Source organism: Alteraurantiacibacter aquimixticola (assembly GCF_004965515.1).
Taxonomy (GTDB): domain Bacteria; phylum Pseudomonadota; class Alphaproteobacteria; order Sphingomonadales; family Sphingomonadaceae; genus Alteraurantiacibacter; species Alteraurantiacibacter aquimixticola.
This window is the reverse complement of sequence record NZ_SSHH01000001.1, coordinates 107,069-127,409: the sequence shown is the minus strand read 5'-3', so window position 1 is coordinate 127,409 and position 20,341 is coordinate 107,069. Positions and strand designations below refer to the sequence as shown.

At 64.6% G+C, this 20,341-nt stretch carries 14 protein-coding genes; 4 read left to right on the top strand and 10 right to left on the bottom strand.

What is annotated here, in order from left to right; genetic code table 11:
* Both E5222_RS00470 and E5222_RS00465 read left to right on the top strand, forming a co-directional pair.
* Positions 1-4,149, top strand: coding sequence for an LVIVD repeat-containing protein (locus tag E5222_RS00470; RefSeq protein WP_425456236.1), 4,149 nt, complete (start codon positions 1-3; stop codon positions 4,147-4,149).
* 310 nt (positions 4,150-4,459) lie between these two features.
* A complete protein-coding gene (locus tag E5222_RS00465; protein WP_169053432.1) occupies positions 4,460-5,482 on the top strand; it encodes a class I SAM-dependent methyltransferase in 1,023 nt (340 codons plus the stop codon).
* 54 nt (positions 5,483-5,536) lie between these two features.
* Here E5222_RS00465 and E5222_RS00460 read toward each other — a convergent pair whose 3' ends face one another.
* From E5222_RS00460 to E5222_RS00445, 4 genes are read right to left on the bottom strand one after another with little or no spacing between them, the layout of a single operon-like run.
* On the bottom strand, positions 5,537-6,388 hold the full coding sequence (locus E5222_RS00460; protein ID WP_136691513.1) for a phosphodiesterase: 852 nt from the start codon (positions 6,386-6,388) through the stop codon (positions 5,537-5,539).
* On the bottom strand, positions 6,385-8,136 hold the full coding sequence (locus tag E5222_RS00455; protein ID WP_136691512.1) for a cytochrome c3 family protein: 1,752 nt from the start codon (positions 8,134-8,136) through the stop codon (positions 6,385-6,387). The genes E5222_RS00460 and E5222_RS00455 overlap by 4 nt, the downstream gene beginning before the upstream one ends.
* 8 nt (positions 8,137-8,144) lie before the next feature.
* Positions 8,145-9,005: a hypothetical protein gene (locus E5222_RS00450; RefSeq protein WP_136691511.1), complete on the bottom strand. Its 861-nt coding sequence runs from the start codon at positions 9,003-9,005 to the stop codon at positions 8,145-8,147.
* Complete coding sequence (locus E5222_RS00445; RefSeq protein ID WP_136691510.1) at positions 9,005-11,455, bottom strand: NAD(P)-binding domain-containing protein; 2,451 nt, start codon at positions 11,453-11,455, stop codon at positions 9,005-9,007. Before E5222_RS00445 ends, E5222_RS00450 begins: the two co-directional genes overlap by 1 nt.
* 154 nt (positions 11,456-11,609) lie before the next feature.
* Between E5222_RS00445 and E5222_RS00440 the strand changes: the two genes are divergently transcribed.
* A complete protein-coding gene (locus E5222_RS00440) occupies positions 11,610-12,470 on the top strand; it encodes a tetratricopeptide repeat protein (protein ID WP_136691509.1) in 861 nt (286 codons plus the stop codon).
* A gap of 12 nt (positions 12,471-12,482) precedes the next feature.
* Here E5222_RS00440 and E5222_RS00435 read toward each other — a convergent pair whose 3' ends face one another.
* The 5 genes from E5222_RS00435 to E5222_RS00415 all read right to left on the bottom strand — a co-directional run bounded on the left by E5222_RS00435 (position 12,483) and on the right by E5222_RS00415 (position 18,034).
* Entirely contained in the window at positions 12,483-14,615 is a 2,133-nt protein-coding gene (locus E5222_RS00435) for a PQQ-dependent dehydrogenase, methanol/ethanol family (protein ID WP_136691508.1), read from the bottom strand.
* A gap of 146 nt (positions 14,616-14,761) precedes the next feature.
* Complete coding sequence (locus tag E5222_RS00430; RefSeq protein ID WP_169053431.1) at positions 14,762-15,523, bottom strand: nuclear transport factor 2 family protein; 762 nt, start codon at positions 15,521-15,523, stop codon at positions 14,762-14,764.
* Between the two features lie 143 nt (positions 15,524-15,666).
* Entirely contained in the window at positions 15,667-16,374 is a 708-nt protein-coding gene (locus E5222_RS00425) for a nuclear transport factor 2 family protein (protein ID WP_169053430.1), read from the bottom strand.
* The gene (locus tag E5222_RS00420) at positions 16,374-17,069 is read right to left on the bottom strand and encodes a nuclear transport factor 2 family protein (protein WP_136691505.1); all 696 of its coding nucleotides are present in this window, start codon (positions 17,067-17,069) and stop codon (positions 16,374-16,376) included. Before E5222_RS00420 ends, E5222_RS00425 begins: the two co-directional genes overlap by 1 nt.
* Positions 17,069-18,034 (bottom strand): SMP-30/gluconolactonase/LRE family protein, encoded by a 966-nt coding sequence (locus tag E5222_RS00415; RefSeq protein WP_169053429.1) that lies wholly within the window; start codon positions 18,032-18,034, stop codon positions 17,069-17,071. The genes E5222_RS00420 and E5222_RS00415 overlap by 1 nt, the downstream gene beginning before the upstream one ends.
* Before the next feature lie 130 nt (positions 18,035-18,164).
* Here E5222_RS00415 and E5222_RS00410 point away from each other — a divergent pair, with 130 nt between their 5' ends.
* Positions 18,165-19,349 (top strand): Gfo/Idh/MocA family protein, encoded by a 1,185-nt coding sequence (locus E5222_RS00410; protein WP_211196064.1) that lies wholly within the window; start codon positions 18,165-18,167, stop codon positions 19,347-19,349.
* Here the strand turns inward: E5222_RS00410 and E5222_RS00405 are convergent.
* Complete coding sequence (locus E5222_RS00405; RefSeq protein ID WP_136691503.1) at positions 19,346-20,338, bottom strand: sugar kinase; 993 nt, start codon at positions 20,336-20,338, stop codon at positions 19,346-19,348. The genes E5222_RS00410 and E5222_RS00405 overlap by 4 nt on opposite strands.
* Positions 20,339-20,341: the final 3 nt, after the last annotated feature.

Genomic DNA, 20,341 nt, shown 5'->3' with positions numbered 1-20,341 from the left:
ATGCTCAAACGCCACCTTGCCCTTGCCGCCAGCCTGGCCTTCGCCGCCGCCGCGATGGTGGTCGGCCCGCAGACGCAGGCCGCGGGCGAGAGCGAGACGCCGGTGGAGCGCGACTACTCGCTGGTGCGCGCCGCGCCCGCGCCGCAGAACCAGTCTCTGGCGGAGATGATGGCGAAGTCCGACGGCTGCCTCTCCTGCCATGTCGAAACCGACGCGCCGACCATGCATTTGAGCGATGCGGTGCGGATCGGCTGCGTCGATTGCCATGGCGGGAATGCCGAAGTGCGCGGCAATCCGGAACTCAGCTTCAGCCATCCGGACTATGTCGCCGCGCGCTATGCGGCGCATGTGCTGCCGACGCTGCCCGAAAGCTGGCATTTCCCGAGTTCGGCGAACCCCGAGCGCTCCTACTCGCTGCTCAACCGCGAGAGCCCCGAATTCGTCCGCTTCGTGAACCCGTCCGATTACCGCGTCGCGCGCGAGGCTTGCGGGGCGTGCCATCTCGACCTGGTGGAGGCCAACGAGCGCTCGCTGATGGCGTCGGGCGCGATGCTGTGGGGCGGCGCGGCCTATAATAACGGCATCCTGCCCTACAAGAATTACGTGCTGGGAGAGGCCTATACGCGCGATGGCGTGGCGGCGCAGGTGCTCAGCCCCGGCGCGCCTCCGGGCACGGTGAGCGAGGCGCAGGCCGCACGCGGCGCCTTGGGCACACTCTATCCGCTGCCGACCTGGCAGGTGGTGCCGCCGGGCGACGTGTTCCGCGTGTTCGAACGCGGCGGGCGCAATATCGCCAGCCAGTTCCCGGAGATCGGCATCCCCAACCCCACCGGCCTGATCCAGCGTCTTGAGGAGCCCGGGCGGCCCGATTTGCGCCAGTCCAACCGCGGCCCCGCCACCGGCCTGCGCGCCGCGATCCCGGTCCTCAACATTCACAAGACGCGCCTCAACGATCCCTTCACCTGGTTCATGGGCACGAACGACCAGCCGGGCGATTATCGCCATTCGGGCTGCGCCTCCTGCCACGTGGTCTATGCAAACGACCGCGAGCCGCGCCATTCGCTGATCTACTCGCAATTCGGCCGCGACGGACAGACGGTCACCCGCGATCCGACGATCAACCGGCAGATGCAGGAGGATCATGGAGACGGACATGATGACGGGCATGGCGCGTTGATCCAGCCGGACCATGGCGACCACGCCGACGATCACGCAGAGGATCACGGCGAAAACGGGGGCGGCACATTCGATCCCAACCGCGAGCAGGGCCACCCGCTGCAGCACGTCTTCACCCGCGCCATCCCGACCAGCCAGTGCATGAACTGCCACATGCACCAGCCGAACATCTTCCTGAATTCCTTCCTCGGCTACACCATGTGGGATTACGAATCCGACGCACCCTTCATGTGGCCCGGCCCGGAAAACCGCACCCCGCGCCCCGAAGGCATGAGCGACGAGGATTACGCGGCCACCTACCTCACGCAGCAATATCCCACGGCGGAGGAAGTGCGCGCGGTGCTGGACCGCAATCCCGAAGGCGCCGCCCCGCGCGGGCTGTGGGCCGATGTCGATTTCCTGCGCGAAGTCTATTCGCTCAACCCGGAGCTGAAAGACACGCAGTTCGGCGACTATCACGGCCATGGCTGGAACTTCCGCGCGATCTTCAAGCGCGACCGCGAGGGAAATCTCCTCGACGCCGACGGAAATATCCTCGACCCCGACGATCCGGAAATCTGGCGACGCGAGGGCGAAGGCGAATTCGTCGAGCCCGGCACCAATCCCGGCAAGGCTGTGCACATGATGAGCATCCATGCCGAGGTCGGCATGCAATGCGCCGATTGCCACTTCTCGCAGGACGCGCATGGCAACGGCCTGATCTATGGCGAAGTCGCCAATGCGATCGAGATCGGCTGCAAGGATTGCCACGGCACGGCGGACGAATATCCGACCTTGCGCACCTCCGGCCCCGCCGCCCCGCCCGACGGGCACAACCTTGCCGTTATCCGCAACCCGGACGGCCGCCGCCGCTTCGAATGGGTGGATGAAGAAGGTGGACGCCGCAAGCTGATCCAGCGCAGCATCGTCGATCCCGAGCTTGAATGGGAAGTCAGTCTCGTCAGGGATAGCGTCGATCCCGCCAGCCCCAACTTCAACGGCAAGTCGGCCCGCGCCAAGCTGATGAGCCGCGATGGCGCGGAAACGGGCAACTTTGAGTTTGGCCCCGGAATCGCTCCGGAAAACCGCGCGCATGGCGATGACGACATGGCCTGCTTCACCTGCCACCTCAGCTGGACCACCAGCTGCGGCGGCTGCCACCTGCCGATCGAGGCGAACTGGCAGAGCGAGGTGCATCGTTATGACGGGGAGACCACGCGCAACTTCGCCACCTACAATCCGCAGGTGGCGCGCGACCAGATGTTCCAGCTGGGCGTACACCAGACCACCAAGGGCAACGAGGTCGCGCCCGTCCGCTCCTCCAGCGCGCTGGTGCTCTCCTCCACGAATATCAATCGGGAGCGGATCTATATCCAGCAGCCGCCGATCAGCTCGGCGGGCTTTTCCAGCCAGGCCTTCGCGCCGCATTTCCCGCATACGGTTCGGCTGACCGAGACCAAAACCTGCTCGGACTGCCACCTCTCCGAAGCAGAGGACAACAACGCGATCATGGCGCAGCTGCTGCTGCTCGGCACCAATTACGTGAACTTCGTGGGGATGAACGCATGGACGGGTCTGGAGGCTGGTTTCCAGGCCACCCGCGTCACCGAATGGGACGAGCCGCAGGCGGTGCTCGGCTCCTACCTCCATCGCTATGCCTATCCCGATTATTGGCGCATGCATGTGGAGGACAATGATCGCGAGCTGAAGGACTGGACCCGCGGCGAGGTCTTCGATGGCGACGTGTCGGGCGAGACCAAGGCGCTGGAGCAATTCGCCAATGTCGTGGAAGGCACGCCCGATGCCGTGCGCTGCCTGCAGATGCGCGGCGAATACATGTTCGTGGCGGAAGGCAAGGGCGGCTTCCGCGTCTATGACATTGCCAGCATCGCCAACAAAGGCTTCTCGGAGCGGATCATCACCGCGCCCTTCTCGCCCCTCGGCCATGACGCCCATGTCGGCAGCGAGAATGCCACCTGCATGGCGCTGCCCACCAACCAGGCGATCGCGCCCACGCGCAACACCGCCGAAATGCGCGAAATGAACCAGGAGCAGGCCTTCCTGCCGATCTACCACTATGCGGTGGTCACCGACGCGGAGGAGGGCCTGCTCCTCGTCAATGTCGACACCTTCGCCGATGGCGAGCTGCGCAATAACGATATCGACCGGCTGACCTTCACCGATGGCAGCGATGCGTGGAACCCGGACAATGTACTCGCCGGTGCGCGCCACATCACGCTGGCGGGCGAGGTGGCCTATATCACCGCCGATGTGGGCCTGGTGGTGGTGGACCTCTCCAATCCCGAAAGCCCGCAAGTCTCCGCCGTGCGCGAGATGGCTGATGCCCGCGCCTCAGCGATCCAGTTCCGCTACCTTTGGGTCAGCGATGCCGAGGGGCTGAAGCTGTTCGACGTCACCAAACTGCGCAACCCCGTTCTGCGCCCAGAGGGGACGGTGCCGATGCAGGACGCCCGCCGCATCTATGTCGCCCGCACCTATGCCTATGTCGCGGGCAAGCAGGAGGGGCTGGTGATCGTGGACGTGACCCGCCCGCTCGCGCCGCAAGTCTACGCCCGCGAGACCTTGGGCGGCACCATGACCGATGTGGAGGACGTGGTGGTCGGCTCCACCAATGCCTCGCTCTTCGCCTATGTCGCGGACGGGGTGAACGGGGTGAAAGTGCTCCAGCTGACCAGCCCGGACAGCCAGCGCAATTTCTACGGCTTCAGCCCTGCGCCGATGCCCGAGCTGATCGCCTGGGCGAAAACGCCCTCGCCCGCCTTATCCATGTCCAAGGGCCTCGACCGCGATCGCGCCGTGGACGAAACGGGCGGCCAGATCGCCATTTTCGGCCGCCTCGGCTCCCGGCCCTTCACCCGCGCCGAGATGGACGAGCTGTTTCTCACCGATGCCGGAGTGCCATGGCGGGTGAGCGACGCGGTGGACATGGCGGCGTGGGTACCGGGTCGGGGGCCAGTCCTGGCAGGGCGGTGAGCAAGTAGCTTGACGGGCACTAGCGGCCCGATTGGTGGCATTCCCGATACGGCGAACGCGCTTTCCACAGCCAGACGCACGGTCGCAGTTCGATGTTTGACATTCGTCGCCGCTCCCAACTAGACCGTCCCCGTCGAGCGCTTTATGGCGTCCAAAAATTTTCAGGCGTCTTCAATGGATTAGAAATCCGGATTGGATTCTTCATAGAAATTCGGCACCTGTTATCCTGGATCCGAGAGTAACCTCCATCCAGCATTAAACGTTACCGCCCCCAGCTTTAGAAATGCGGACCAGAAGGAGAAGGAATTACATGACGCTCCATAGTGATATTTCCGATGAAAGCCGTGAATCTCTGGCAAAAGCATATAATGAAATTTATCAGGACGCTATTGATCGTGAAGCTGGACGCAAATTCGAGCGCATGTCCGAACGATACAAGGATGGTATGTGGGAGAGAATTCTTCTCAGGCTTCGCCTTTTTTCCCGGCCAGTTACTGGCGGCACATTCCTCGATTACGGATGCAAGTTCGGTCACTTGACCCCGATCTTGATGGAGCGCGGCGCGAAGAACGTCATCAGCGTTGATGTGGACGATGAATATTTGAGCGATGGAGCCAAGTTCATTGGCGAGAAGTACAATAGCACCTACTTTAAATCTGATGATTGCTATCTGGACATCGAATCGAATTCCGTTGATTTTATTCTTGTTAATGAGGTTATCAGCCATATCAACCCCAGCCTTGTAGAGAATTTTTATTCCGAGTGCTCTCGCGTATTGAAAGAAGGAGGGGAAATAGTCATTTCAGACGGGAATAACTACTCCCACCTGAAGACGCGGATGGACCTTATTGACTGGTACTCTTTGTGGGATGGTGGCCATTCCAAAGAGTTCGGGGAATCGAACTACGAGAAAAAGCGCTTCGTCACCCTTCGTCGGGCCTTCAAGGAACGTAAACTGGACCAGGAGAAGCTGGAGTATTACGCCCACAATACGGCTGGCCTCCATGGGGACCGTTTGATCGAAACCGTCCGGCGTGCGCTGGATGAAGGTGTTTTCATCGAACGCCCGCATCGTCCCGGCATCCCTCCGATCCACCCCAATTACGGCGTTGCCATGGAACGGGCGTTTTATCCGCTGCAGGTTGAAATGTCTCTGCGCACCTATGGTCTGGATACGGTGCAGTTGATCGGCGCGGGCGCTCCCCGTCCGATCGCGGGGGAGCATGAACGCGGGAAGACGAAGAACTTTGTCATTCGCGGCGTGAAACTTCCCGAGAGCATCGAAGCCCTCCAGGAATATGCGAAGACGGATACCACAAAGGTAGACGAATAGGCCTATTACGGCATCTTCCGGGCGAAGTGCTGGGAGGAGGCCGTACGGCTAACCCTACCCCTTCTCCCGCTCCATATCGCGGATCATCGGCTGGAGGTGCGGGCCGTAGAAGGCGAGCACCTCCCAGTCGCTGACGGTCTCGTAGTGCGAGACGAGCCGTTCGCCGTCCCAATGGTGCAGCGCATAGCGCGGCGGTTCGGTGGTGATGAGCGGGCGGCCGTCGGGCTTGTCCGGTGAGATCGGGCGCATGTCCATCGCCACCAGCGGCGCGACCGAGGGCGTGACGCTCAAGGGAATACCGCAGAAGTCGGTGACGATCTGGCGGTGGAGATGCCCGCAATGGATCGCCTGCACCTGGCTCATCCCCTCGAGCGCGGCGGCCAGGTTGAGTATCCATTGCTCGTCCGCGCGCGGGTCCATCCATTTGATGCCGGAGACGACCGGCGGGTGGTGCATGAAGATCACCGTGGGCGTATCCCGATGCGCTTCCAGCTGCGCGCGCAGCCAGTCGCGGCGCCCGGTGCAGAAGGCCCCGCCATGGCGGCCCGGTTCCAGCGTATCGAGCTGCACAACCAGCAGTCCCTGATGCTCGACGGCGGAATGGATGAAGCCATCCTCGCCGCGCAGCGTATCGGGAAAGGCCGCCAGCAGCCCTTCACGGCAGTCATGATTGCCCACCATCATGTGCACCGGGAAGGGGCATTCGGCCAGCAGCTCGGCCGTCTTGCGGAAGCTCTCCTCATCGCCGCGATCGGTGATGTCGCCCGAACAGATCAGCATGTCGGGCGTGTTGGGCTGTTTCAGCAGCCGATCGAGCGTGGCGCGGAAGCGCTGGCCGTTCAGTTCCTCTGGCCGCGCCTCCGGCTCGAAGCCGATATGGATATCGGTCAGCTGCGCGATGATCATGGCTTGATCCTTGCGCCGGACAGGCCCGCAATGCGTGGCGGAGCAGCGGCGGCCCCTTCGCGCGGGTGATAGGAATGGCACATGGCGCAGCTTGAAGGGACTTCGGCGCTGAGCGCAGCCTCGCCCTCATGGCAATCGCGGCAGGAGGCGAGATCGGGCAGCAACAGGTCGCTCGCCGCGTTGGACGTATCCGCCGCGTGGCAGGTCGCGCAGTCCTCCTGCGTGTGCGCATCATGGTCGAACCAGCCATTCATCATGAAGCGCGCGTGCTGCCTGACCGGCGCGACCGAGAGCACGCCCGTGGCGGCATCGCCGGGAAGGTGGCACTCGCCGCACAGCCCATCGCTATCCATCGCGCTGGCGCGCAGGACCGAAGGGGCGACGCGGCTGAAATTGCCGTAATAGATGCCGCCTTCGGCATAGTCGCCCGGTCGTCGCCTGCCGGTCATTACCGGGCGGCGCGGGCTGCGATCGGCGGCGAGCAGGTCCGCCTCCACCTGCGCCACGTCGCCATGGCGCAGCGTGCGGAAGGTCGATCCGACGCGGTCATAGACGAGGCTGTGGCAGGTCTCGCAATTGGTCTCCATGTCCACCGGCAGGAAGCGCACGCCATCGGCGGTGGGCGTATGGCAGCTGGCGCATTCGAGCCCGTCGCCATAGCCGGCATCCGCGCCCAGCCGCCGCGCCATCTGCGTCACGCCGCTGGTGGGATCGAGGTGGATATCGTGCGGGAAGCGCAGCCCGTTCCAGTCCTTCGGATGCGAGGCAAGCGAGAGGCGGCGTCGTTCGCTCGCGCCCTGTTCGGCCAGCACCGCCACCTTGAACTCCGGATGCGCCTCGCCGAAATCGGCTGCATTGCCCAGCGTCGTGTAGGACAGCCGCGAATCCAGCGTGTCGTGACAATCGGCGCAGAATTGCTGCCTAGTCGGCTCCATCCGCCCCGCGCCTTCATGCTCGGTATGGCAGTCGGTGCAAGCGCCGGGGCCGGGCTTGTTGAAGGCATGGGCGACGCTCCACAGCAGCGCCTCGCCGCCCTCGGCCTGCGGCCGGCCGGTGGACATGCGATCCGCCAGCGCGTGGTCGGCAATGCCCTCGTGACAGGTCAGGCATGTCTGGTCGCGCACCGCCACGAAAGGCTCGACATGGCAGGCCTCGCAATTGTTCTCGAGGCCATGGTGGACCGAGGAGAGCGCGCCGGTGCTCCAGCTCGCATCCATCAGCACCACGCCTTCGCCGGTCAGCTGCGGTTCCACCTGCTCACGCGTGAGGTGGGAAAAGATCGGGATGGCGAGGAAGGCGAGGAGGATGACGATGGAGCCGGCCCAGGCCATGGTCCTTTTGCCCGGCAGCGCGCTGGCAAGGGTGAAGCCGCGCAGGCGCTCCTTGCCGCCGCCCTCATCCTCCGCCCGCTGGCGGGTGGTGATGACGGTCGCACCATCCTCACCGGTCGAGAAGTCGAGGCGGTAGGAGCCGACACCGATCTCCGCCCCCTTGGCCGGATCGATCGCACCCGACTGGACGTTGCGCCCGTCGAGCGTGAAACCGAGCGATCCCAAGGCTTCGGCGCGCAGGGTCCCTCCCGGCGCGGGAGTAAGGCGGATATGTTGCTGCTCCACCGCCAGGTCCGGCAGGTGGATGGCATTGGCGGCGTCGCGGCCGATGACGATGCTCTCGGCGGCAAGCTCGCGCTCGCGCACGATCTCTCGACCGGCGGCGGTGACATCGATACTGCGTAGGCGAAACTGCATGCGTCCCCTCACCAATAATAGAAGACGCTGACGATATGCGCGGTCAGCGCGGCGATGAGCGCGATGGTGACCGGCACATGGATATAGAGCCACACTTCCAGCATGGCGCGAATGCGCATGTGGCGGCGGATCTGGTCGAGCTGCGCCTTGCGCTTGCGAAGCAGGGAGAGGACCTTGCCCGAGGCCGCATCGCCATCGAGATGCGCCATCGCGTCAAGCGCCTCGACCGTGCGGCAATCGGGATAGCGGCCGGTCAGGCGCGCGCCGATGCCGCCCGCAAAGGGATCCTGCTCCAGCGCGCCGATCACCAGGTCGCTCTCGGCCCGGCCCAAAGGCTGCGCGGCATTTTCCAGCTGGCGGTCGATCGCATCGAGCGCGTCGAGCATCTGCCCCTTGGTCATCTCGCGCCGGTTGTTGGACAGCTGCGCGGGCAGCGTCGCATAGACCGCGATGCCGTATATCCCCGACAGGATCACCAGCATCATCAGCGCATAGGCGAGCGTATGGACGTTCCAGCCGAACTGGAAGCCGGTGTGCAGCGTGGCGATGACGATGAGCGAAAGGCCGAGATAGACGTGGGCCGAGGTCCAGGCCTTCAGCGACCACTTGCCCTCGGTCATCTTGCGCTTGCGGATGCCGAGCAATGCCAGCCAGACGATCAGCAGCGCGCCGATCGTGCCGAGCGTATAGCCGTACCAGCTGCCGCCATTATGGCGCGGAGTGACGTCGACCAGCGCATAGGAGAGGATCGCCACCAGGCTGGCGAGCAGTGCGATCTTGAGCCAGCGCATGCGCTTATGCGCGAGGAAACCCTCGTGATCGCTCTGCCGCTCGCGGCGCGGGCTTTCGTCTTCGGCGACAGTCGCCATCAGTCGAGCCCCCCTTCCCTTGTCACCGAGAGGAACTTCTCCGGCGCGACGCGGATCGCGGCACCTGTGGGACAGGCGCGCACGCAGGCAGGACCGCCATCAATGCCGAGGCACATGTCGCATTTGATCGCGAGCTTGGCCTGACCCTCGCCCGAATGCTCCTTGCGCCAGCTATAGCTCGCCTCGCCCGGTCCCGGCCCCTTGCCGAACAGCAGCCAGCTGAGCAGGCCGGGCTTTTCGGGCGGCACCGCATCCATGCGGATCACGCCATAGGGGCAGTTGCGCTGGCAATTGCCGCAGCCGATGCAAGTGTCGTCGATGAAGACCTCGCCATCGGGGCCGCGCTTGATCGCATTGGGCGGGCAATCGGCCATGCAATGCGGATGCTCGCAATGGCGGCATGACGTCGGCACGTGGAGGTGGGCGTAGGTCCGTCCAGCCTCGCGGTCGAGGCGGCTTAGACCCTCGTGACTATCGGCACAGGCCTTCTCGCAATTGTCGCAGCCGACGCAGAGCGTCTCGTCAATAAGCAACACGTCGGTCGCCTCGCCAATGCCGTTATCGACGAGGAATTGCGCGGTTTCCGAATACATGTCCGCCGCCGAGCCGAAGCTGTCCTTGCGCGCTTCGACGAAAGCGGTGACTTCGCGGCGGCCGGCCATTTCCTCCAGCGCCTTTTCGCGCAGGCGGGGCTTGGCATCGAGCAGTGCGTTGAACGCCTCGCCCGGGAAGCGCACGACCTCGCTCTTGATCGCGGCCTTCACCGTGGCGGTGCGCTTCGATCCGTCGATCACCGCCATTTCGCCGAAATAGGATCCGGCGGGGAGGTAGGAGAGGAAGACCGGCTTGCCGCCAATATCCTTCTCCACGATCATCGACCCGCGGCGGATGACGTAGATGTCCCTGTCCTCCGCCCCTTCCTCGATCACCTTCTGGCCCGCGCGCACGTCCACCACTTCGGCCTGCTGGACCAGCGCGGCGACATCCTCGCGCGTCAGGCCCGATCCGAACATCTGCAGCAATTGCCGCTCGATGCTGATCTGGTTCACCACCCTGCCGGCGCTGGGCACGGTGGCGATGAGTTTCAGCGCGGCATTGCGCGACAATTCGACCACCACCAGCGGCTCGGCCGCGCGGATCGTCGCGCCGCGGCGGCGTCCGGAAATGAGGCCGACCTCGCCGAAGATCGAGCCTTCCTCGATAGGCACTGTGACCGAAGGATCGTTCGGATTGACCTCCACCGCGACCGAGCCCTGCGCGATGGCGAACATGGAGGAACCCGGCTCATTGCGGATGAACACCGCCTCACCCGGCGCGAAAGCCTCCACGGTGGAATCGAGCAGCAGCTCGCGCAATTGCAGCGGCGAAAGCTCGCGGAAGATGGCGACATTGCTGCCGATCACGTCCAGCCAGTGTTCGACCGGATACCGGTCCGGAAGCTTGGCGAACTTCTCTTCAAGAATCGGCTGGTCGGCGGGCTTGAGATCGGTGTTCCCATTGAGGAACTCGATCACGTCATAGCCCTGGTTCATGCAGTGCTTGATGAGCGGATATCCCGCCAGCGCGCCGATTACATGCACGCCGTTCTTGGTCGTCTCGAAAGTCGGGGTCAGCTGCGGGAAGGCGTCGCGCTCCTCGCTGGCGAACTGCACGCCGATCGCCTCGACGAAATCGCGCGGCGGCTTGGAGCCGGTGCGCGCGATGATGCGGTCACAGCGGATCACTTCCTCACCATCGCGCGTATCGAGCACCAGCTCTCCCGGGCGCACTTCCTGCGGGGAGGTTTCGCGGCGCACCGAGATGCGGCCATCGGCTTCCGCTTCCTCCAGCAGCTTGACGTTGGCGCCCTTGGCGCGGGCAAAGCTGTTGCGGCGATTGAGGATGGTGACGGTATTGCGCTGTGCCGGATCGGCGGCGAGGCCGAGCGCATTCTCGATCCCCGCATCGCCCGAACCGATCACGGTGATATGCTCGTCGAAATATTCGCCCGGATCGTCCAGCTGGTACTGGATATGCGGCATCTCCGCACCGGGAATGCGCAAGAGGTTGGGATTGCCCTGCGTGCCGATGGCCAGCACGACGTTCTCGGCGTGGATCGGCGCGCCACCCTTCACCTCGATCACATAGGCTCCCTTGTCGCCGGTGATCGCGGTTACTTCCGCATTGTAGCGGACATTGACCTTACCCTCGGCGATCTGCCGGTCCCAGATGCCGAGGATTTCCTCGCGGCTGCCGGCATCGAAATCGAGGTCCGATCGCAGGACAAGGTTGGATGGTGTCGCCATCACATGCTTGCCCTTCTGGTATTTGAAGATCGTGTCGGAGAGGTGGTCGGTCTTTTCGATGAGCACATGGCTCATCCCCAGATGCGCGGCATGCGCCGCGGCACTGAGACCCGCAGGCCCAGAACCGACGATCGCAACTTGCACACGGTCTTGACCTGATGTCATTCCCGTCCCCCCTGCAAATTCTTATGCCGCAAAGAAGGCGCATTGAAAACCGTTGAGGACGGTGCTTTTTTAGCAAGTATCGAGGGTGGGGGTGATCTTGGACAACAGCACGACAAGTGGTTTTCCGAAAGGGGCGATCATCGCATTGATTGCGGTGGCTATTCTGGCTGCAGCGCTGACATGGCGGCTGGTCGGTACGGCGAGTGAGGGCGCCGATGCGGCGCCTGTCTCCACTGTCGAAGAAGCCGCACCGCAAAGCTTCGAGGAGATGCGCGAACTGGCCGAGCAGGCGGGCGGCGATCCGGTGCCGTGGCAGCGGCTCGGCTTCGCCCATTTCAGCGCCAACATGTATCCCGAAGCGGCCGAAGCCTATGAAGAGGCGGTGGAGCGCGCGCCCGACAGCGCCGATCTGTGGTCCGCCCTTGGCGAAGCACGCATCTATGCCGATGAGAGCGATCCCATGCCGCCCGCCGCGCTGGAAGCGTTCCGCCGCTCGGTCGCGCTCGATCCCGGCAATCCGCGCGCTCGCTATTTCCTCGCCGTGCAGAGAGACCTTTCGGGCGACAATGACGGCGCGATCGCGGACTGGTTGGCGCTGCTCGCCGATACGCCGCCCGGCGCGCCGTGGGAGACCGACCTCATCCGCACGATCAGCCAGGTGGGCCAGCGCGAGGAGATCGATTTGCAGCCGCGTATCGAACAGGCGATGGCGACGCGCGACATCCTCCCGGCCTCTGCCACCGGCGGCATTCCCGGCCCCACGCAGGACCAGATGGCGGCAGCAGCCGGCATGTCGCCGGGACAGCAGCAGGACATGGCCGAGGACATGGTCAGCCGCCTCGCCGCGCGGCTGGAAGGGGACCCCGCCAATGTCGACGGGTGGATCATGCTGATGCGCAGCTACCAGACCTTGGGCCGCACCGGACAGGCACGCGATGCCTACGCGCACGCGCTGGAAGCCAACCCGCAGGCGGAAGGGCAATTACGCGCGGCGGCAGAGGCGCTGGGCCTCTGACCTCGAAGCGCCCTACCGTCCCCAGTCCTCGTTCGCGCGGGCGATCACATAAGCATGGATCGCATCGGCATCCTCCTGGCTGAGGATGTCGGAGAAGTTCGCCATGCCCTTGTCGAGATAGAGGCCCTCCAGCACGATCTGGTCGAACTTGCCATGCGTGTCGCGGTCCATGTGGCGCAGGTCCTTTACGCCGCCGATGGCGTTCTGGCCGTGACACACCGCGCAGGTCTGCTGGAACAGCAGCTGCCCGTGCGCCACCCTCTCTTCCGAAGCGGCAAGACGCGGCGGTTCGGGCGGGGCCGCAGCGTTCTCGGGCAGCGGCGGCAGCGTCAGGTTGCCGCCCAGCTTGAACACCAGCAGGCGGGCAGGCGCACGCGGCATCTCGATGCCCGCGCCGCGCTCGATCTGCGCCGCGCCGCCGCCCCAGCCGGCATTGATCGCGATATATTGCTCGCCGTCGATTTCATAGGTTATCGCGCCCGCGACCGGCGCGCTCTGCGTCGGATACTCCCACAGCAGCGAACCGTCATGCGCGTTGAAGGCAGCGAAGGTCTGCTTCGTGGTGCCTTCGAAGACGAGGTCCGAGGCCGTGACCATGACCCCGCCATTGCCGTGGCGCGGCAGCTCGACCTTCCAGGCGAGCTCCTGCTTCACCGGGTCCCATGCCGCGAGCCATGCAGCCTCAACCGCATTGGCCTCCGCCATCAGCTCGCCGCGGATGCGCCCGGCCTCTCCCGTATAGCCGCCCCAGCCGCTGTTCGACCGCATGGGCTGCGGCTCCCATCCCGGCTGCAACGCATAGACGAAGGCCGACTGGTAGGCCGGGAAGTAGGCGAGCCCCGTGCGCGGGCTGAAGGCCATGGGGAACCAGTTATGCGCCCCGCCCGGCCCCGGTGCGACCAGCTTGGGCGTCTCGTCATAACGCACCGCGTCACTGGTGATCGGGCGGCCATTGGCATCGAAACCCTCGTTCCAGTTCTGGAACACATGCGCACCGGCGCTGATGAACTCGCCCGTTGCGCGGTCGAGCACGTAGAAGAAGCCGTTCTTCGGTGCCTGCATCAGCACCTGCCGCGTCTCACCCTCGATCTCCAGATCGGCGCTGATCATGCTGGCGGTGCAGGTCCAGTCCCACTCCTCGCCCGGGTTCATCTGGTAGTGCCAGCGATACTCGCCGCTGTCGGCGTCGAGCGCGACGATTGAGCAGACGAACAGGTTGTCGCCCTCATTGTTGGAGCGGTAATAGCGCGCATGCGGGACGGAATTGCCCGTGCCGACATAGACGAGGTTCAGCTCCGGATCGTAGGCGATGGCGTCCCACGGATTGGCCCCGCCGCCCAGCTGCCGCCACATGCCTTCATCCGACCATGTCGCGCGCATCATGGCGTTCGCGCTGTCCGAAGCCTCGCCATCGGGCATGTCGTCCGGATTGGGAGTGAGGTAGAACTTCCACACCTCCTCGCCCGTCTCCACGTCATAAGCGGAGGCAAAGCCGCGCACGCCCAGGTCGCCACCAGACTGGCCGACCACCACCTTGTCCCCAAACACGCGCGGCGCGCCGGTGATGGAGTAGGCATAGCCGCTGTCGAGTTCGAAGGTGCGGGTGTTCCACAGCTCCGCGCCCGTATCCTTGTTCAGCGCGATCAGGCGGCCATCGAGCGTGGCGATGATCACCTTGTCGCCCGACATGGCGAGGCCGCGGCTGACCGGCTCGCAACAGGCATAGCGGCCGAACTCGCGCGGGGTCTTGGGATCGTAGGTCCACAGCACCGCGCCCGTCTTCGCGTCATAGGCGGTGGTGATGTTCCAGCTCAGCGTGTTGTAAAGCACGCCATCGGCATAGAGCGGCGTCGCCTCCACCCCGCGATAGGTGTCGAGATCGGCATACCAGGCGAGGCCCAGCTGGCTGACGTTCTGCGCATTCACCTGCGTCAGCGGGCTGAAGCGTTGCGCGGTATAGTCGCGCCCGTCACTGGTCCATTCGCCCGCCGCCGGATTGGCGAGCGGGTCCGCACTGGCGGCAATGGCCCCGACCGGGGCGCTCTCGCCACCAGCGGTGGTGCAACTGGCAAGCGCCAGCGCGAAAGTCGATGCGATGGAACACAAAAGCCGCTTTTTGTGGAGGCGGCCCGTGGCAGATTTCATCTCAATTCCAGCAATTTGCATCTAATTCCATGTCCTGTGCGTGTAACCTTCGGCGATCCGGCGGTCCGAACGCGTCTCGGTTCCTCAATTCACAATCCTGCTTTCCGCCAAGCCCACCACAAGCCGTGTAGGAAAGCGCGTCTCCGTCAATCCTTCGGCGGCAGCGCGATCGGTTGCGTACCGTCCGCCTGCCTGCCCACCGTCAGGCTCTCCGCCTGCTCCGGCGTGCCAGGCGGGCGGTGATAGGCGCCAACCGTCGCGACATCGGGCGCGAAGGCCTCTCCCGTCACCGGGTTCGGATAGTGGAAGGGGATGATGTAGTAGGCGGGATAGGTCAGGTAGACCGTGCTGGGCGGCAGGTCCGGCGGCGGGTCGAACTTGTCCGGCCAGGTATTGTTGAGCGCATTCTCGCCCCAGCCCGCCCAGCTCGAATACATGGTGAAGGGCCCGGTCAGCCGGCTCATCCGCCAGACGCCGTCCTCGCCCTTTTCGAAGGCATCTTCGTAAAGCGGCAGGCCCCAGCCGCTCGACGCCATCACCCAGGCACGGCTGCGGATCCAGCCAGTCTCGCCATCGGGCGAAACGTTCACGATGGGCTGGAACTGCATGTGGTTGGTGATCATGCCGATATTCGCGCCATCGGGACCGAAGGCGGTCTGCATATATTCGAGCACGCGATCGCGGCCCACGAATATGCCCTTGCCGCCGATCTCCAGCGTGGCATCCTCGGTGAAGAGGTCGCTCAAATGCGTCCACTGGCCCTTGTCGACGAAATAGCCATAGGTGCGCTGGACACGCTCGATATCGTTCATGTCCTCGAGCCGGGTGATGCGCGCATCGAGCTGGTCGAGGAGGGCGTCCGTGCCCTGCTCCTGGGCGATAGCGGGGGTGGAGAGGGTAATTGCCAAGGCGGCGAAGGCCCCCGTTCGTGCAACTATGGTGCGCCCCACCTCCGCTCGCCCCGGGCCTGTCGAAGGGCGCACAAAATATGGCGCGCGTGCTTCGACAGGCTCAGCACGAACGGGGGTCTGTTCCGAAGTGAAAATCCCCATCATTCCCTCCCCGAAAGATCATCGCGCGGCTGCACCACCTCGATCGGCTCGCCCGTCACCGGATGCGGGAAGCTGAAGGGCGGGATGTAGTTGGACGGGAAAGCGCGATAGCGTTCGCTCGGCGGTTCGTCGGGCGGAAAGATCGCGCTCATGCCTTCCATCGGGATCGCGCTGCGCATCCAGCCGGCATCGTAATCGGTCATGCCGGTGACGTAGAAATGCAGGTCGGCGATCTTCCAGGTGCCGCCTTCCTTCACATATTCATTCTCATACAGTCCCACGCCCCAGATGCCGTTGGCGCCCGGTTCGGACAGCATGATCATGCCCTGCCAGCGGGCGGTGGCGGTCTGGCCATCCTCGGCCACGCGGATCACCGCCTGCAGCTGCATGTGGTTGTTGAGATGGCCGGGTGCGAGCCGTTCGGGGCCGAACAGCAGCAGCGCCCGCTCGATCCGGTCGCGGCCGATATAGACGCCGCGCGCGCCATATTCGAAGCGGCCATTGCGGGCGAAGAGGTCAGCCACTTCGGGCCACATGCCCTTGTCGAAATAATAGCCATAGGTGGCCTGCAGCACTTCGATATCGTGCTGGTCTTCGAGCCGTTCGACGCGGTCGCGGAAGGAGGCGAGGCGTTCCTCTGCGGATTGCGCGATGGCGGGTGTGGACAGGCCGAGCGCCAAGGCAGCGGTGATTGCGAGACGGATCATCATTCGACCTCCCTCCCGGTAACAGGATGCGGGGCCTGGAAGGGCGGGATCTGCACCTCCGGGAAGGCCTCGATATCCTCGGGCGCGATATCTGGGGGGAAGTCGATGGAAGCCTGACTGCGCGCCAACCCCTCGCCTTCACCCAGCCGCGCCCAGCCATCGGCATAGGGGGCGACGAAATTCACATAGAGGTGGAGGTTGGCGATCTTCCACACGCCGCCCTCGCGCACATAGGCATTCTCGTAGACGCCATCGCGCCACTCGGCATGTTGCTTGTACTGGCCCAGCATGCCGAGATCGCGCCAGCGTGCGGTGGCGCTGGTCGCATCGTCCGCCATGGTGATCGCCGGCTGCAGCGTGACCCATTCGTTGAGCTGGCCGTAGATCAGCCCCTCCTGCCCACCATGGAGGCGGCGAAGGTACTCCGCGATCCGCTCGCGCCCGACATAGGTGCCGTCCACACCCATGGTGAAGCTGCCATCGTCGGTGAAGAGGTCGGCGGCCTGCTGCCACAACCCGCGATCGACGTAATAGGCGAAGGCGCGCTGCAGGTTCTTGATCGCACGCACGCCTTCGAGGCGTTCGACGCGGGCGGTCAGCTCAGCAGCCTCGGCGCGGATCTCCGCATCGGACATTTGCGCCTGGACTGGCAGCGGCAGCGCCACCAGCGCAGCAGCAAGGGCAAGGCGGCGCATCACTCGGCGCCCGGGATTTCGACGTTGAACACGCGGAACTCGCCCGGGTCCTGCATCTGCTTGTTCGGATCGAAGAGGAAGGACAGCTTGCCTTCGGGATAGAAGGCGCGGCCATCCACTGCGGTCACCGAGCTGGCATAGTCGATACCTTCGGCCAGCACCTCGATCTGCGCATTATCACCCTCGATGGTGACCAGCGTGATCATGCCCGAATTGCCCTCGCTCTGCAGGAAGCGGTTGCCGCCGATCGGGCGCAGCCCGTCCGGTCCGCCCATCTCGCGCGAGGGGGTGAGCACCGTGACATCGGTGAAACCGCCCGCCTCATCCACATTCACGCGCAGCAGCGTGTTGCGCTGGATGGCATTGGCGTAGAGCGTGCCGTCCTCGCCAATGGCGATGCCGTCGATCGTGCCGAATTCCTCATCCACGGCGAAGACTTCCCACGCATCTCCGCCATTTGGCAGGCGCAGGATGCGGCCACCGAGCATTTCGCTGGCATAGACATCGCCATTCGCGGCAATCGCCATGTCGTTGCACATGGCGGGGCCGTCTGTCGGGAAGGGATAGGTCGCCTGCAGGCTCCCATCCGCGAGGCTGAAGGTCTTGATCGAAGGCGCACCTTCCTGCGGCGGCTGCACCAGCGTGTTGGGATTGGTGCAAACCCACAAGAGCCCGCGCGCATCGTCGGCCAGCACGCCGAAGACGGACATCAGGCCGTTCTCTTCATCGGGAGCGATCCACACCGGCGCGCTATCGCTGCCCGCGCTCGTGCGGAAAATCATGCCGGGATTGCTGCCGATATAGATATTGCCGACCGCGTCCGAGGTGATGCTTTCGGGGAAGAGCCGTTCGCCCTCCATCACGATCTCGGGCGGAGGCGCCTCCGCAACCGCTTCGTCCGATCCTTGCGCGCATGCACCCAGCACAGCCAGCAGAGCCAGCGCGGGCATTCCCCGTTTCATCATCATCCTCTCCCCTTGCGCCTTCCCCGACGCGAGCCGCGCATCATAGGGCGCTGGACCGAAGTGAAAAGGCCCCATTGCCAGCGAGCGCCTCATATGAAAAAGTGAGCGCTACCATTTATGGGAGGTGGGGATGAGCGAGGAAGAAAGGGCTGCCATGTCGCGGCGTGAGGTTCTGGCGGCAGGGATGGCCGCCGCAGGTGCGGCATCGGCAGCAGAGGCGCTGGCGCAACAAGCCGAGGGACAACCGCTTTTGGGCGATCCGGCCCTGCCCGAAGTGCCCGGCCAGCGAATGCGCTGGGCGATCGTGGGCCTTGGTACATTCGCCGTCGGGCAGGTGATCCCCGGTTTCGCCGATGCGCGCCATTCGCGCATGACCGCCTTCGTCTCCGGCAATCCGGAAAAGGCGCGCGACCTGGGCGCGCGATACGGCGTCTCGCGCTTCTACGATTACGAGAATTTCGACGACATCGCGCAGGATGACGAGATCGACTGCGTCTATATCGTCCTGCCCGTGGGCCTCCATGCCGAATACACGATCCGCGCGCTGGAAGCGGGCAAGCATGTGCTGTGCGAAAAGCCCATGTGCAACACGGTGGAAGAGGCAGAGGCGATGGTCGCCGCGGCCGAGGCGGCGAACCGCCAGCTGGGCGTGGCCTATCGCGTGCATTTCGAGCCCAACAATCTCGACGCACAGCGCCGCATCGCAGCCGGAGAGCTGGGCACGATGCGCTTTATCTCCGCCGATCACGGCTTTTCCGCCGATCCGAACTGGCCGCCGCATAAATGGCGGCTGGAGAAGCTGCTGGCAGGCGGCGGGTCGATGTTCGATATTGGCATTTACGGCATGAACACCTCGCTGATGATGCTGCCGGGCGACCGGGTCGTTTCAGTCTCGGGTACCTACTCCACACCCGCAGGCGATGATCGCTTCACCGAGGTAGAGGGCGCCATCGAATACAGGCTGCGCATGGCGAGCGGCATCAGCATTCAGGGTTCGTCCTCCTATTGCTACAGCCCCTATGTCTCTCGCCAGCGCTATTTCGGATCGACCGGCAGTATCGAGATGCGGCCGGCGACGACCTATTATGACAACAGCATAGAACTGGAAGCTGGCGGAGCACCGCGCACATTCCGTGCGGGCAACCCGATCAGCCAGTTCTCCGCCCAGCTCGACGGCTTCTCACAAGCCGCGCGGACCAACACGCCGCACCGCACGCCCGGTGCGATGGGCCTGCGCGACATGCGGTTGATTGAAGCGCTCTATGCCAGCGCCGACCAGGGCGGCGCGGTGGTCGAGGTCGATATCCCGGTCTAGCGCCTGATATCGCCAATCGTGCCTTCAAGATCGGCGGGCGAGTGATCGGGCAAATCGCCCGGCGTCGCCTGCTTGATCGCCATCAGGCGCTGGCCAGCTCTTAGTGCATTCTCGGCATCCTCGCGGTCCGCTAGCCAGCGATGGAGCACGCCGGTGGCGAAGGCATCGCCGGTACCGATCCGCTCGATATTGGAAGGGAGCGGGATCTCGTCCGCCTCCTCCCAGCTATCGCGCGCATCGAAACGCGCGGCGACGAAATGGAGGCCTTCGGGCGAGACTTCGCGCTGGGTCGAGACCATGGCTTGCAGCTTAGGGAAAGCGGCGAACATCGCCTCTGCCGCATCGCGCGAACTGGACCCCGCCATGTCGCTTCCCAGCAGCAGCCCGGCATCGCGGTAGTTGCCGAACATCAGGTCCGCCTCTGCAACCACCGGGGCGAGAACCTTGCGCGGATCGCGCGTGCCGCCAGCCCATAATTGCGAGCGGAAATTGCCGTCGAAGGAGATCGTGCAGCCCTTCGCCTTGGCCGCCTTCACCAGCGCCAAGGTCGCCTCCGCCCCCGCCTCACTGACGGCAGGCGAGATGCCCGAGACGTGGAGATGCTCCACCCCCTCCAGCGCCGCAGTGGCATCGTAAGATGCAGAGGAAGCCAGCGCGAAAGCGCTCCCCACCCGGTCATAGGTGACGCCGCCGCCGCGCGGCCCTGCGACAGGATCGTGGAAATAGAGGCCCATGCGCCCCGGTCCCGTGCCGAGGAAGGCGAGGTCGAGCCCCTCGCTCGCCAGCCTGCGCCGGGCCAGCGCGCCAAGGTCGTTATCCGGCAGGACCGAAATCACCCGCGCCTGATGGCCCAGCTGCGCAAGGCCCACGGCGACATTCGCCTCCGCCCCGCCGACATGCACGTCCAGCCCGCTCGCGCGGCGCAGGGACACGCCTTGCTGCGGGGCGAGTCTCAGCAGAACTTCCCCGAAACAGGCGATACGGGCCATGCG